The sequence below is a fragment of the Streptomyces olivaceus genome, assembly GCF_000721235.1.
Classification (GTDB): domain Bacteria; phylum Actinomycetota; class Actinomycetes; order Streptomycetales; family Streptomycetaceae; genus Streptomyces; species Streptomyces olivaceus.
Genome location: NZ_JOFH01000025.1, coordinates 64,506 through 78,274 on the forward strand (window position 1 = coordinate 64,506; position 13,769 = coordinate 78,274).

A 13,769-nucleotide genomic window follows, 5' to 3' on the forward strand; every position below is an offset into this window, starting at 1 on the left:
GGGAGTTCTCCGATGCCTCAAAGAGGCCGTTCGCTCGCACTTCGCATACCCCGCCGGGCGCTGGGCGCCACGGTGCTGGGCATCCTGCTCTCGCTGACAGCGACCACCGTCCAGGCGCTGCCCGCACGTCCCGACGGCCCCCACCGTCCCGGCGTCCAGGACAGCGCCGCACCCGCGAACGGGCATGACGCCCGTGCGCGACCCCTCCCGTCGGACCCGACGGCGAAGGCTGCGGTCAAGACACTCGGCAAGGCGGTGCTGCCCCAGGGTGGCACCGCCACCGTGGAGGTCGATCCAGGACGCGAGGGCGGGGAGCCGGTGGGCGTCGGCGGTCTCCCCCTCACCGTGACCCGGGTCAAGGCGGGGAAGGACACCTCCGCAGCGGGCGATGCCGATGTCGACCCGGTGGCCCTGCACACCGGACCGGTAGCACGCCCCGACGCGGTGCCGAAGGTCGCCATCGAGGTCCTGGGCCGAGAACAGACCCGGCGGGCCGGCACCGGGACCGCGGCAGTGCTGCGGGTGCGGCCCACGGACGGCACGGGCGGCGACACGGTGCGCCTGAGTGTCGACTACTCAGACTTCGACCAGGCGTACGGCGGTGGATACGGGGCTCGGCTGCGCCTGGTCGAGCTGCCCGCCTGCGCCCTGACCGCCCGGCTCGGAAGTGAAGCCTGCCCCGGCCGCCCCAAGGCGCTGCGCTCGGCCAACGACACGGCACACCACACGGTGAGCGCGCAGGTCACGCTCCCCGGCACGCCAGGCGGCGCAACGACGAAGCACGCCGGCACCACGTCCTGGACCGGCGGTACGGCGCACACGGACGCCGGCCTCTACACCGGCCGCCCGACCACCACGTCCGCCGCGGCCACGACCCCGACGGCCGACAGCGCCGACGCCACGGTGCTGGCGCTGCAGCCCGGTGCCTCGTCCGACAAGGGGACGTACGAGGCCACTTCGCTGTCGCCCTCCGCGAGCTGGAACGTGTCGCCCTCCTCCGGCGGCTTCTCCTGGAACTATCCCGTCCGCGCCGTACCCACCCCCGGCGGCCTGACCCCCACGGTCGGGCTCGGCTACTCCTCGCAGGCGATCGACGGGAGGACCTCGGCCACCAACAACCAGGGCTCCTGGATCGGCGACGGCTTCTCCTACGAGCCGGGGTACGTGGAGCGTTCCTACAAGCCGTGCTCGGACGACGGTCACAAGACGTCGGGCGAGCAGTGCTGGGCGTTCGACAACGCCACCGTCATGCTGAACGGTTCGGCCGGACAACTGCTCAAGGACGACGAGACCGGTGAATGGCACCTCTCCTCGGACGACGGCGCCAAGGTCGAACACCTCACCGGCACCCACAATGGTGACAACGACGGTGAGTACTGGAAGATCACGACCACCGACGGCACCGAGTACCAGTTCGGCCTGAACCGGCTGCCCGGCTGGGGTTCGGGCGACGAGGAGACCGACTCGGCCTGGACCGCGCCCGTCTTCGGCGACGACTCCGGCGAACCCTGCTACAACTCCACGTTCACCAGTGCGCACTGCGCGCAGGCGTGGCGGTGGAACCTCGACTACGTCAAGGACAGCCACGGAAACGTCCTGTCGTACTTCTACAAGGCAGAGACCAACCACTACGCCCTGAACGGCAAGACCGACGTCAACGGCACCGCCTACGACCGGGGCGGCTATCTCGAGCGCGTCGACTACGGGCAACGGGACGGCGCCGTCTACGACACCAAGGCCCCGGCCAGGATCGTCTTCCACACCGCCGAACGCTGCCTGCCCACCACGGACTTCGACTGCACCCCCGCGAAGTTCACCGAGGCCAACGCGGCCCACTGGCCCGACACCCCCGTCGACCGGTACTGCAAGGCCGATACCAAGTGCGACGCCGGCCAGTCCTCGCAGACCTTCTTCACCCGCAAGCGGCTGACCGGCATCACGACCCAGATGCGCACGGGCGCGAGCACCTACCAGGACGTCGACGCCAGGACGTTCACCCACCGGTTCCTCGACAACGGCGACGACACACACACCCTGTGGCTGTCGGGGATCGCCCACGAGGGCCGGGTCGGCGGCACCGAGAAGCTGCCCTCCCTGCAGCTGATGGGCCTCGCCCTGGTCAACCGGGTCGACAGCGACGACGACAACATCGACGGATTCCACCGTTACCGACTGGCCACCGTGCTGAGCGAGACCGGTGCCCAGCTCGACGTCACCTACGCACCCACCCAGTGCACCGCCGGAGCCCTGCCGAAGCCGGGCGAGTCGACGAAGCGCTGCTATCCCGTGGTCTGGTCCCCGCCGGGCAGTATCGACCCGACGACGGACTGGTTCCACAAGTACGTCGTCCAGGAGATCATCCAGACCGACCGCACCGGCGGCGGGGACGACCTGGTCACCGACTACGCCTATCACGGTGACGCGGGCTGGCGGTACGCGGAACCCGACGGCATCACCAAGGACGAGTACCTGACCTGGAGCCAGTGGCAGGGTTACGGCGAGACCACCGTGACCAGCGGCGACGGCCAGTCCACCGCGACCCGCGTCGACCACACCTACCTCCGCGGCCTGAACGGCGACAAGAAGCCCGGCGGCGGCACGCGCACCGAGACCGCCACCGACTCCACCGGCAAGACGTACACGGGCCACAAGGAGTACACCGGGTTCGAGATCGAGACCCGGACCTACGCCACCCCGTCCGACGGCAAGGTGACCGCCAAGACGATCACCGAACCCTGGAAACACGACACGGCGACCCAGACCCGTTCCTGGGGCACCCAGAAGGCCACCGTCGTCAAGCCCGGCGTCTCGCGCGGATACACCCTGCTGTCCGACGGCAGTTGGCGCGAGACCAGGTCCGCCTCCAGCTACGACACCGGCGTGCCGAACGTCCGACTCGAGCGGACCGAGGACTCCGGTGACGTCTCCACCGACGCCGACGACACCTGTACGCGCCTGTGGTACGCGGACAACCCGGCGAAGAACATCTACGACCTGCCCTCACACAGCGAGGCCGTCACCGTCGACTGCGCCACCACCCCCGACCGGCGCACCCAGGTCCTCACCGACGAGCGCACCTCCTACGACAACGGTGCCTTCGGCGCCGCCCCCACCCGGGGCGACGCCACCCGCACCGAACGCCTGACCAAGCACGACGGCACCACCGCCACCTACCAGGTCACCGGCGTCACCACCTACGACCCTTTTGGTCGCCCCACTTCCCAGACCGACGCGGGCGGCGCGAAGACCACCACCGCCTACACCGACGTCAACGGACTGATTTCCCGGACCACACAGACCAACCCCCTCGGCCACGCCACGACCACCGACTACGCCCCCGCCTGGGGCCAGTCGGCTGGCCAGACCGACCCCAACGGCAAGCGCACCGACCTCGCCCACGACGCCCTCGGGCGTCTCACCTCGGTCTGGCTGCCCGACCGGGCCAAGTCCCAGTCGCCCAGCATCAAGTACAGCTACGACGTACGCCGTGACGAGCCCGTCGCGATCAAGACGGAGAAGATCGAGAAGGACGGCACCTACGGCGTCGAGTACCAGCTCTACGATTCGCTGCTGCGCCCCCGGCAGAAGCAGACCGAAGGCCCGGACGGCACCCGTATGGTCGGCGACGTCTTCTACGACGGCACCGGCGAACCGAAGAAGACCAACACCACCTACAACGCGGCGGGTGCCCCCTCCGACGCACTTCTGCTGGTCGCCAACGGCGAGGTGGGCGCGCAGCACGTCTACCAGCGCGACGGCCTGGGCCGCGTCACGGCCGACGTGTTCCAGGTGGCGGGCGTCGAACAATGGCGCACCACGAACGTGTACGACGGCGAGCGCACGTACGTCACGCCGCCCGAGGGCGGCGTCCCGACGACGACGATCACCGACGCCGACGGCAGGACGACCGAACTCCGCCACCACGAGGGCGCGGTGCTCACCGAGCAGGGCCCGTCGGCCGGCTACCGCGCCACCCACTACACCTACGACACGGCGGGGCGGCTCAAGACGGTCACCGACGCCGAGGGGAACTCCTGGCGCTTCGGCTACGACCAGTTGGGCCGCAAGACCGAGCAGGTCGACCCGGACACCGGCACCACGACTACCGCCTACGACGGCCTGGACCGTCCCGTCTCCACGACGGACGCCCGCGGCAAGAAGATCTCCACGGTCTACGACAAGCTGGGCCGCGCCGAGTCCACCTGGGAGGGCGACCCGGACACCGGCACCAAGCTGACCGAGACCCGCTACGACAAGGCGGGCTGGCTCGGCGAGGCGTACGCCTCACTGCGCTTCACCGGTGGCGGCGACTACATCGCCTCCGTCGTGCAGTCGATGGACACGCTCTACCGCCCGCTCAAGACCGCCTACTCGATCCCGAAGTCCGAGGGCGCCCTCAGCGGCGTCTACACCTTCACCACCACCTACAACCGCGACGGCACCGTCCGCGGGACGGGCATGCCGGCGGCCGGCAACCTGTCCTCGGAGGCCATCGCCTTCGACTACGACGACTTGCAGCGCCCCACCTCGATGACGGGCAAGACGTCCTACGTCGCCGACACGGTGTACTCGCCGACCAGTGAGGTCAAGCAGCTCGAACTGTCCACCGGCGCCGGCAAGAAGGCGTGGGAGACCTTCTCCTACGAGAAGGGCACCACCCGGCTGACCCGGTCCACGGTCGACGTGGAGGGCGAGGCGGGCCAGACCGGCACCGTCAAGAGCAGCCAGTACAGCTACGACCAGTCCGGCGACATCCTCTCCGTCTCGGACACCGCGGGTGCCTCCCCGGACGTGCAGTGCTTCGCCTACGACAGTGGCAAGCGCCTCTCCGAGGCATGGACCCCGGCGGCCACCGTCGCGCAGGCCACCGGATACGGCACCGTGCACGGCGGCCAGAACGGCACCGCGCCCGGCGCGTGCGCGGCGGCCCCCGGCGAGCAGGCGCTCGGCGGCCCGGCCCCGTACTGGACCTCGTACACGGTCGACGCGATCGGCAACCGCACCGAGGAGGTCCGCCACGACACCGCCCTCGACCCGGCCGGCGACGTCACCCGCGCCTACGCCTACGGCGAGGGCGACGCCGGCCCGCACGCCCTGACCAAGGTCACCGAGTCCACGCCCACCGGCGACCGGCAGTCGACGTACGACTACGACGCCACCGGAAACACCACCGCGCGCACGCTCGGCGGTGACACTCAGACCCTCGACTGGAACGCCGAAGGCAAGCTGGCGAGAGCCACCCAGGCCGACGGAGAACAGACCACCTACCTCTACAACGCCGACGGCGACCGGGTCGTACGCCGCGACGCGACGGCCACCACGGTCTACCTCCCCGGCATGGAGCTTCGCCTTCCCAAGGGCGGCACCGAGGTCGAGGCCACCCGCTACTACTCCTTCTCCGGCCAGACTGTCGCCGTACGCCAGGACAACGGCGACCTGTCCTTCCTGACCTCGGACCACCAGGGCACCAGCGGCCTCGCCATCAAGTCCGCCACCGGCGCGGTCTCCCAGCGCCGGTTCGACCCGTACGGCGCCGACCGTGGCACCCCCACGGGGACGTGGCCGGGGGAGAAGGGCTTCGTCGGCGGTACCCAGGACGAGCAGGCCGGCCTGACCCACCTCGGGGCACGCGAATACGACGCCGACAGCGGCAAGTTCATCTCCCCGGACCCGCTGATCGACTACACCTCGCCCGAGCAGATGAACGCGTACTCGTACGCGCACAACTCACCGGTCACCTTCGCCGACCCCAGCGGCGAGATCATCGCCGAGTGCGGCCTCGGGCTGATGACCTGCCATGGCGGCAGACCGACCACCGACAAGGCGGAGCAGGCACAGGACACGCAGCGGCAGGCCGCGAGCCACGTGGCCGCCGCCGAGCATCGCAGTTCCCAGGCCCGCCAGTCCGTCAAGCACACGGCCACGGTGATCATCAAGATCGTCAAGGACCTCGTCGGCGTCGACGCGGCCCTGGACTGCTTCTCCAGCGGTGACATCGGTGCCTGCGGCGAGACCCTGCTCAACGTCGCGGGCAGCTTCGCCGGCGGCATCGCCGGCAAGATCCTCAGAAAGTACGGCGCCCCGTGGAAGTGGAAGGAGGGCTACAAACTCGCCAAACGGGTGACGGGGCTGGTCGAGGACCTGATCGACGGCGTCAGGGAGATCGGCCGGGCCTCCAAGAACCTTGACAAGGCCAAGGACGCCTTGAAGGTCGCCCGCGAGAAGACCAAGGCTGCCGTCGCCAAGGCCAAGAGCCTCTCCAAGAAAGAGTCCTGTCACAGCTTCCTGCCCGGCACCAAGGTCCTGCTGAGCAACGGCACCACCAAACCCATCGAGGAAGTCGCCCTCGGCGACAAGATCAAGGCCACCGATCCCGAGACCGGCGAGACCACGACCCGCGAGGTCGTCGGCACGATCCTGACCAAGGACGACAAGGAATTCGTCGACCTGACGGTCACCACGGCATCCGCCGCCGGCATGGAGAAGCCCGGCAGCCCCGCCCCTCCGGCCTCTCTCGTGGCGACCACCACTCACCCCTTCTGGGTGGAGTCCGCCGACCGCTGGATCGACGCGGGCGACCTCCGCCCGGGCATGACCCTGCCCACCTCGACCGGCGACCGCGTCACGATCACCGCCACCCACCAGTACACCAAGCTCCAGCGCACACACGACCTGACGGTCGAGGGCGTCCATACGTACTATGTGCTGGCGGGGGATGCGCCGGTCCTGGTTCATAACACCGGCGGCAATGGGCACATGTGCGATATCTCTGTGACGTCATCAGACGGAAGCACGAGTAATACTGCACTGGAGAGCGGCGATATGACGCCGGAAGAGGCTGCGCTTGGATATCCGAATAACTCGGCTTTCACGCATACAGAGCATCGATTCTCGCGTATGTCGGGTGCTTCCACAGGGCCGAAGGTTTCACTCCCGAATGACCCATTCGCCGGCACGTCCCCGTTGAATGCCGGTGATGCGGTTAGGATGCAAGGTCAGCTCCCCCCTTGCTCGCGGTGCAAGGGTGCGATGAACCGTATGGTCAACGAGCTGGGAGTGTCGGTCACGTATGAATGGTCCGGCGCCAAGGGTGCCGGGTCGTGGACAGCTGGAAGGAGGAGGCGCTAACAATGAGATTGTCCGCCACGAAGGTTGGGTTCTTCGAGGATTACGAGGACGAAGAGGCCCTTGAGGTGGGCGTTGCCGGGGTGGATGAGTCCGGCATCCCGAGATCGTTCTCAATTCAGCGATCCACGTACGAACCGGATGAGCAGGAAATCCAGTCTGGTATGGATTCCTACAACGTCTCCACCGAGCGAGGCTTCACCGTGTACGGCTGCCTACGGAGCGTGCGATTCTCCGATATGGTTCTCGCGCTGGAATTCACCGCCGAGGATGCAGAGATTCTTGGAATCTCGACGTCCGTTGAAGTGGGCCTGCGTGAAGCTCAGGTAGATGAAGGGGAGTTGTCTCGGAAGCTTCGTGAGATCCTGGACTGGGGCTCTCTAGAGAAACGGCCAGATTTGATTGGGATGGACGTTCCGGATCCTCCCGCTGGTGCGTAGGCTGCGCTTGCTGAAGGCTCTCCATTACGTCATTCCTCATGGAGAGTTCGGTAGCCACTACGCACATGAGGGGCCCTCCGTGCTTCTGCGCGGAGGGCCCCTCGGGTCGTTTGACGGCAACGTCAGCGGATGGTGGCTCCGCACAGCGGCGGGTCTTCGCTGTCGTCGCGGGTCGACTCGGCGCTGGCAGGACCGTCAAGAGCAGTGCTGAGGGTGTCGATGGCGTCGCGCTGGAGGCGGAGTCTGACGTGGGTGTAGACGGTGGCGGCTACGCCGATGTGGGCGTGGCCGAGGAGTTCACTACGAGCAGGCCGTCCGAGCCATACTCCGCACCGGGCTCGGAGCGTGGCAGCAAGGTCCCTCGGCGCCGACACCCCGCCAGCGGCAGCGACACCGTGCGTTCCGCGGCCCCTGGCGGCAGTAGCGACGGCAACACCCACTGATTCTCCCCGCCTAACGCTGGACACCAGCGGAACGGTTACCCCGTAGTTGTTATTGCTGCTTGCGGCGGTGCGTCTTGCTCGTGCCGGGTGTCCTTGAGCGTGGGGGCGTTGTCAGTGGGCGGGGACAGACTGACTTGCGTGATGACCCCTTCAACCACCGCAGACAATGCCTCCGGTCCCACGCCTGTCTGGGTGCAGTCGATGGGTGGCCCTCTCATCGTCGTCCCGGTCTCCGCCCTGGCCTCCTGGGGCGGGTGCACGGAGACTGGTCTCATGGCGGGGGACGCCACCATTCCGGATGACTACGATCGGGCCTGCGCGGTGGACGATCTGGCCGGTGTGATCCCCATCGACGAGAACGGTACGCAGGCACTCGTGCTGGCGGACGAGCCAGCGAGCAGCTGCTATCTGCCCCAGCATCGGGCGTTCCTGCGGTGGCGCACCGCCGACACCGAGGCCGAACTGAGGGCCGCGGCAGACGCTGTCCTGACAGACCCGGCCACGGCGTGGGAGGAGTACGGCGTCTGGGTCTCGGACGGCCCGGCGGTGCTCATGGACTCCGCCGAAGCGGGCTCTGACCTGGGAATTGAGTACCCCGACGGCGGGATGCCCGCCGAGGCATCGGTACCACTGCCCGCTGGCCGCTGGAGGGTCCGCGCCATGCAGTCCAAGGTCGACGAGGGGATCTGGATTGGCCTGGTCCAGCTCCTGCCCGCCGAATCACGAACGGACAGCGAGAGTAGCGAGCCCCTGGATTGATCAGCTGCTTGAGATTCGAGAATCGGGTGTTGTCGAGGTTTGCGGGTGTGACCGTCAGCTCATCGGCTTGTGGGCCTGCGGGGCGTGCAGCCGGTGGACGGCCGCCGTGCACGCCGTGCTCAGCCGACAGGTCGGATGGCTCGGGTCAGAAGCCCAGTCGCCGCAGCTGCTTCGGGTCGCGCTGCCAGTCCTTGGCGACCTTCACGTGCAGGTCCAGGAAGACCGGCGTGCCGAGCAGCGCCTCGATCTGTTTGCGGGACTTGATGCCGACGTCCTTCAGGCGTTTGCCCTTGGGGCCGATGATGATGCCCTTCTGGCTGGGGCGCTCGATGAACACGTTGGCGTGGATGTCCAGGAGGGGCTTGTCCGCGGGGCGGTCCTCGCGCGGGAGCATCTCCTCGACGACCACCGCGATGGAGTGCGGCAGCTCGTCGCGTACGCCCTCCAGCGCGGCCTCCCGGATCAGCTCGGCGACCATGACCTGCTCGGGCTCGTCGGTCAGGTCGCCCTCGGGGTAGAGCGCGGGGCCCTCGGGCAGCAGGGGGGCGATGAGGTCGGCGAGCAGGTCCACCTGCTGGTTCGCCGTGGCCGACACCGGCACGATCTCCGCCCAGGTGATGCCCAGCTCCTCGCCGAGCCGGTCGATCGCGATCAGCTGCTCGGCCAGGGTCTTGCCGTCCACCAGGTCGGTCTTGGTGACGATCGCGACCTTCGGGGTCTTCCGGATCCCCGCCAGCTCCTTGGCGATGAAGCGGTCGCCGGGGCCCAGCTTCTCGTTGGCCGGCAGGCAGAAGCCGATGACGTCCACCTCGGCCCACGTCGTGCGCACCACGTCGTTCAGCCGCTCGCCCAGCAGCGTGCGCGGCTTGTGCAGCCCCGGGGTGTCCACCAGGATCAGCTGGGCGTCCTCGCGGTGCACGATGCCCCGCACGGTGTGCCGGGTGGTCTGCGGACGGTTGGAGGTGATCGCCACCTTCTGCCCGACCAGAGCGTTCGTGAGGGTGGACTTGCCCGCGTTGGGGCGGCCCACGAAGCAGGCGAAGCCGGCCCGGTGAACAGTCTCGGCCGGTTCTTCGGATGACTGGGTGCGAACGCTCATGGCGCCCATTGTCCCTGATCCCCGAACCCCCGCCGTACCACGGTCGCCCGCCGGGCCGACGGGGGTCAGCCCGCGCTCACCGAGGCGCGGACCGTGCCGTCGGGGGAGGCGACCAGGACCGGCGTTCCGGGGCCGCCCAGGTCGCGGACCGCCGCCAGGTCCTCCGCCGGCGCGGACTCCGCCTCCGTCACCACGGCCGCCGCCTCCAGCGACTTCGCGCCGGACGCCACCGCCATCGCCACCGCCGTGCGCAGGGCGCTGAGGTGCAGGGAGTCCAGGGCGACCGTGCCGGCGACGTACGTGCGGCCGGTCTCGTCGCGGACGGCTGCGCCCTCGGGGACGCCGTTGCGAGCACGGGCCGAGCGGGCCAGGGTGACGATCTTGCGGTCCTCGGGGTCGAGGTCGGGAGTCTCGGTCATGGGGCGAGCATACGGAGCGCCGCCCGGCCGACCGGTCTCAGGGGCGGTCCAGGCGGAGCCGCTCCGCGCGCGGCAGGCCCGCCACCACCAGGTCGTAGGAGTCCTCCACCAGTTCCCGCACGGTGCGGTCGGGGAGTGCGCCTCCCACCGTCACCGTGTTCCAGTGCCGCTTGTTCAGGTGCCAGCCGGGGACGACCACGCCCGGGTGGTCGGCGCGCAGGCGGACGGCGTCGTCCGGGTCGCACTTGAGGCTGACCGTGAGCGGGTCCCCGTCCAGGCGGGTCAGCGCGAAGACCTTGCCCAGCACCTTGAAGACCGAGGTCTCCGGGTTGAAGGGGAAGTCCTCCGCCGCCGCGTTGAAGGACAGGCAGAAGGCGCGCAACTCGGCCGGGGTCATTCCGCCACGGCCTTCTCGGCCGGCTCGGCCGCGTCGCCCACCGGCTCGGCCAGCACCGTCACGATCTTGTTCCGGCGGCCGGCCGCGGCCTCCGCCGTCAGCCGCAGCTCACGGCCGTCCGGCAGCTCGACCGACGAGGACGCCCCGGCGATCGGGACGCGGCCCAGGGCCTTCGCCAGCAGGCCGCCCACCGTCTCCACGTCCTCGTCGTCGAACTCCTCCAGGCCGTACAGCTCGCCCAGGTCGCCGATGTCCAGGCGCGCGGTGACCCGGAAGCGGTCCCCGCCCAGCTCCTGCACCGGCGGCAGCTCCCGGTCGTACTCGTCGGTGATCTCGCCGACGATCTCCTCCAGGATGTCCTCGATGGTGACGATGCCGGCCGTGCCGCCGTATTCGTCGATGACGACGGCGACGTGGTTGCGTTCCTTCTGCATCTCACGCAGCAGGTCGCCCGCGTTCTTGGTGTCCGGCACGAAGGACGCCGGCCGCATCGCGGTGGAGACCAGTTCGCTCTCCGCGTCCCGGCTGATGTGCGTCCGGCGGACCAGGTCCTTCAGGTACACGATGCCGACCACGTCGTCCTCGCTGTCACCGGTCACCGGTATCCGCGAGAAACCGGAGCGCAGGGCGAGGGTGAGGGCCTGGCGGATGGTCTTGTAGCGCTCGATGACGACGAGGTCGGTGCGCGGCACCATGACCTCGCGCACCAGCGTGTCGCCCAGCTCGAACACCGAGTGCACCATGCGGCGCTCCTCGGCCTCGATGAGCGACTCCTTCTCGGCGTAGTCCACCAGCGCCCGCAGCTCCGCCTCGGAGGCGAAGGGGCCGCGGCGGAAGCCCTTGCCGGGAGTGAGCGCGTTGCCGATGAGGATGAGCAGGGACGGGATCGGCCCCATCACCCGGGCCAGCGGCACCAGCACGTACGCCGCGACGGTCGCCGTGTTCAGTGGATGCTGGCGCCCGATGGTGCGCGGCGACACCCCGACGGCGACGTAGGACAGCAGCACCATCACCGCGATGGCGATCACCAGCGCCTCGCCGGTGCCGTCGAACTGCCGCAGGCAGGCGTACGTGACCAGCGCGGCGGCGGCCATCTCGCAGGCCACGCGGACCAGCAGCGCCACGTTCAGATAGCGCGTCGGGTCGGCGGCGACCTTGGCGAGCCGTTCGGCGCCGCGCCGCCCGGAGCGCACGGCCTCCTCGGCGCGGAAGCTGGAGACCCGGGCGAGCCCCGCCTCCGCGCAGGCCGCCAGCCAGGCGACCACCACCAGGGCGACGGCGCCGGCGATCAGCGGGAGGCTCATGAGACCGTCGGGGCCGGGGACGGACCGGTCAGGCCGCGCTCCGCACGCCAGCCGTCCACGATCGCCGCCTGCAGACCGAACATCTCGGCCTTCTCGTCCGGCTCCTCGTGGTCGTACCCGAGCAGGTGCAGCACCCCGTGGACGGTCAGGAGCTGCAGCTCCTCGTCCATGGAGTGCTCCGTCGGCGCCTCGGCACCCTGCTTCACGGCGACCTCCGGGCAGAGCACGATGTCGCCGAGCAGCCCCTGCGGGGCCTCGTCCTCCTCCTTGGCGGGCGGGCGCAGCTCGTCCATCGGGAAGGACATCACGTCGGTGGGCCCCGGCAGGTCCATCCACTGGATGTGCAGCTGCTCCATGGCGCCGGCGTCCACGACGATCACCGACAGTTCGGAGAGCGGGTGGATGCGCATCCGCGCGAGCGCGTAGCGGGCGATGTCGAGGATCGCCTGCTCGTCGACCTCGGTTCCGGACTCGTTGTTGACGTCGATCGACATGGTCGTGCTGGTCTACTTCCCCTTGGTCTTGGCACCGTGTCTCGGTGTCCGGCCGCCGTTGTGGCCGCCGTTCTCGGTGCCGTTCCTGCTGTCGTACTGCTCGTAGGCGTCGACGATACGGCCCACCAGCTTGTGCCGGACGACGTCCTGGGACGTGAGCCGGGAGAAGTGCACGTCCTCGACGCCGTCCAGGATCTCCTGCACCTGCCGCAGCCCCGACTTGGTGCCGCCGGGCAGGTCGACCTGCGTCACGTCACCCGTGATGACGATCTTCGACTCGAAGCCGAGGCGGGTCAGGAACATCTTCATCTGCTCGGGGCTGGTGTTCTGGGCCTCGTCCAGGATGATGAACGCGTCGTTCAGCGTGCGGCCGCGCATGTACGCCAGCGGCGCGACCTCGATCGTCCCGGCCGCCATCAGGCGCGGGATCGAGTCGGGGTCGAGCATGTCGTGCAGCGCGTCGTACAGCGGGCGCAGATACGGGTCGATCTTCTCGTACAGCGTGCCCGGCAGGAAGCCGAGCCGCTCGCCGGCCTCGACCGCCGGGCGGGTCAGGATGATGCGGTTGACCTGCTTGGACTGCAGGGCCTGCACCGCCTTGGCCATCGCCAGGTAGGTCTTGCCGGTGCCCGCGGGGCCGATGCCGAAGACGATGGTGTGCTTGTCGATCGCGTCGACGTACCGCTTCTGGTTCAGCGTCTTGGGGCGGATCGTGCGGCCGCGCGAGGACAGGATGTTCTGCGTGAGCACCTCGGCCGGGGTCTCCTGGCCGTCGCTCTCCCCGTTCTCGCTCGCCTTGAGCATGGCGATCGAGCGTTCCACTGCGTCCTCCGTCATCGGCTGCCCCGTGCGGAGCACCAGCATCATCTCGTCGAAAACGCGCTGAATGAGGGCGACCTCGTGCGTGTCGCCGACGGCGCTGATCTCATTGCCCCGGACGTGGATGTCGGCCGCCGGGAAGGCCTTCTCGATCACGCGCAGGAGGGAGTCTCCGGAGCCCAGTACGGTCACCATGGGGTGCTGGGCGGGGACGCTGATCTGTGCTCTCGCCTGCCCCTGCGCGGGGGCGTGGCCTGAGGGTGTCTGAGTCATGGGCCGGCGCTCTAGGCCTGCTCGTCCTCCTCTGCGGCGTGCGCCGCGTGACGGATGTGTCTGCTGCCTCCAGCGTACGACTCCCCGCCGACAGCACCGAGGGTTTTATCCGACCGGCGCCCGCGGTCCCTCACTGGCGCCCACGGTCCCTCACCGGTGGTCACCCCGCGCCGTCCCGCGCCCGTGCAGCCACCCCG

9 protein-coding genes are annotated in these 13,769 nt (G+C 69.2%); 3 read left to right on the top strand and 6 right to left on the bottom strand.

Annotated features, from left to right (window positions below):
• The first annotated feature begins 12 nt into the window (after positions 1-12).
• The 3 genes from IG94_RS38845 to IG94_RS0126065 all read left to right on the top strand — a co-directional run bounded on the left by IG94_RS38845 (position 13) and on the right by IG94_RS0126065 (position 8,767).
• Entirely contained in the window at positions 13-7,128 is a 7,116-nt protein-coding gene (locus tag IG94_RS38845; protein ID WP_157852307.1) for an RHS repeat-associated core domain-containing protein, read from the top strand.
• Positions 7,101-7,565: an Imm10 family immunity protein gene (locus IG94_RS0126060; RefSeq protein ID WP_224326184.1), complete on the top strand. Its 465-nt coding sequence runs from the start codon at positions 7,101-7,103 to the stop codon at positions 7,563-7,565. The genes IG94_RS38845 and IG94_RS0126060 overlap by 28 nt, the downstream gene beginning before the upstream one ends.
• Positions 7,566-8,209: 644 nt before the next feature.
• Positions 8,210-8,767 (top strand): Imm21 family immunity protein, encoded by a 558-nt coding sequence (locus tag IG94_RS0126065; RefSeq protein ID WP_346009425.1) that lies wholly within the window; start codon positions 8,210-8,212, stop codon positions 8,765-8,767.
• Positions 8,768-8,912: 145 nt separating this feature from the next.
• On the opposite strand, the gene era is transcribed toward IG94_RS0126065, so the two are convergent.
• From era to IG94_RS0126095, 6 genes are all read right to left on the bottom strand, one after another.
• Entirely contained in the window at positions 8,913-9,866 is a 954-nt protein-coding gene (gene era / locus IG94_RS0126070; RefSeq protein WP_031041967.1) for a GTPase Era, read from the bottom strand.
• A 65-nt stretch (positions 9,867-9,931) separates the two neighbouring features.
• A complete protein-coding gene (locus IG94_RS0126075; protein WP_031041969.1) occupies positions 9,932-10,285 on the bottom strand; it encodes a cytidine/deoxycytidylate deaminase family protein in 354 nt (117 codons plus the stop codon).
• Positions 10,286-10,322: 37 nt separating this feature from the next.
• Positions 10,323-10,682 (bottom strand): MmcQ/YjbR family DNA-binding protein, encoded by a 360-nt coding sequence (locus IG94_RS0126080; RefSeq protein ID WP_031041972.1) that lies wholly within the window; start codon positions 10,680-10,682, stop codon positions 10,323-10,325.
• On the bottom strand, positions 10,679-11,986 hold the full coding sequence (locus IG94_RS0126085; protein WP_031041975.1) for a hemolysin family protein: 1,308 nt from the start codon (positions 11,984-11,986) through the stop codon (positions 10,679-10,681). Before IG94_RS0126085 ends, IG94_RS0126080 begins: the two co-directional genes overlap by 4 nt.
• Complete coding sequence (gene ybeY, locus IG94_RS0126090; RefSeq protein WP_031041980.1) at positions 11,983-12,480, bottom strand: rRNA maturation RNase YbeY; 498 nt, start codon at positions 12,478-12,480, stop codon at positions 11,983-11,985. Before ybeY ends, IG94_RS0126085 begins: the two co-directional genes overlap by 4 nt.
• Positions 12,481-12,492: 12 nt before the next feature.
• Positions 12,493-13,572: a PhoH family protein gene (locus IG94_RS0126095; protein ID WP_078535861.1), complete on the bottom strand. Its 1,080-nt coding sequence runs from the start codon at positions 13,570-13,572 to the stop codon at positions 12,493-12,495.
• Positions 13,573-13,769: the final 197 nt, after the last annotated feature.

What these genes read in the sequence shown, in the direction of transcription:
- era (WP_031041967.1), bottom strand. Translation starts at nt 9,866, where the DNA reads ATGAGCGTTCGCACCCAGTCATCCGAAGAACCGGCCGAGACTGTTCAC.
- IG94_RS0126065 (WP_346009425.1), top strand. Translation starts at nt 8,210, where the DNA reads ATGGGTGGCCCTCTCATCGTCGTCCCGGTCTCCGCCCTGGCCTCCTGG.
- IG94_RS0126085 (WP_031041975.1), bottom strand. Translation starts at nt 11,986, where the DNA reads ATGAGCCTCCCGCTGATCGCCGGCGCCGTCGCCCTGGTGGTGGTCGCC.
- IG94_RS0126080 (WP_031041972.1), bottom strand. Translation starts at nt 10,682, where the DNA reads ATGACCCCGGCCGAGTTGCGCGCCTTCTGCCTGTCCTTCAACGCGGCG.
- IG94_RS38845 (WP_157852307.1), top strand. Translation starts at nt 13, where the DNA reads ATGCCTCAAAGAGGCCGTTCGCTCGCACTTCGCATACCCCGCCGGGCG.
- IG94_RS0126095 (WP_078535861.1), bottom strand. Translation starts at nt 13,572, where the DNA reads ATGACTCAGACACCCTCAGGCCACGCCCCCGCGCAGGGGCAGGCGAGA.
- ybeY (WP_031041980.1), bottom strand. Translation starts at nt 12,480, where the DNA reads ATGTCGATCGACGTCAACAACGAGTCCGGAACCGAGGTCGACGAGCAG.
- IG94_RS0126075 (WP_031041969.1), bottom strand. Translation starts at nt 10,285, where the DNA reads ATGACCGAGACTCCCGACCTCGACCCCGAGGACCGCAAGATCGTCACC.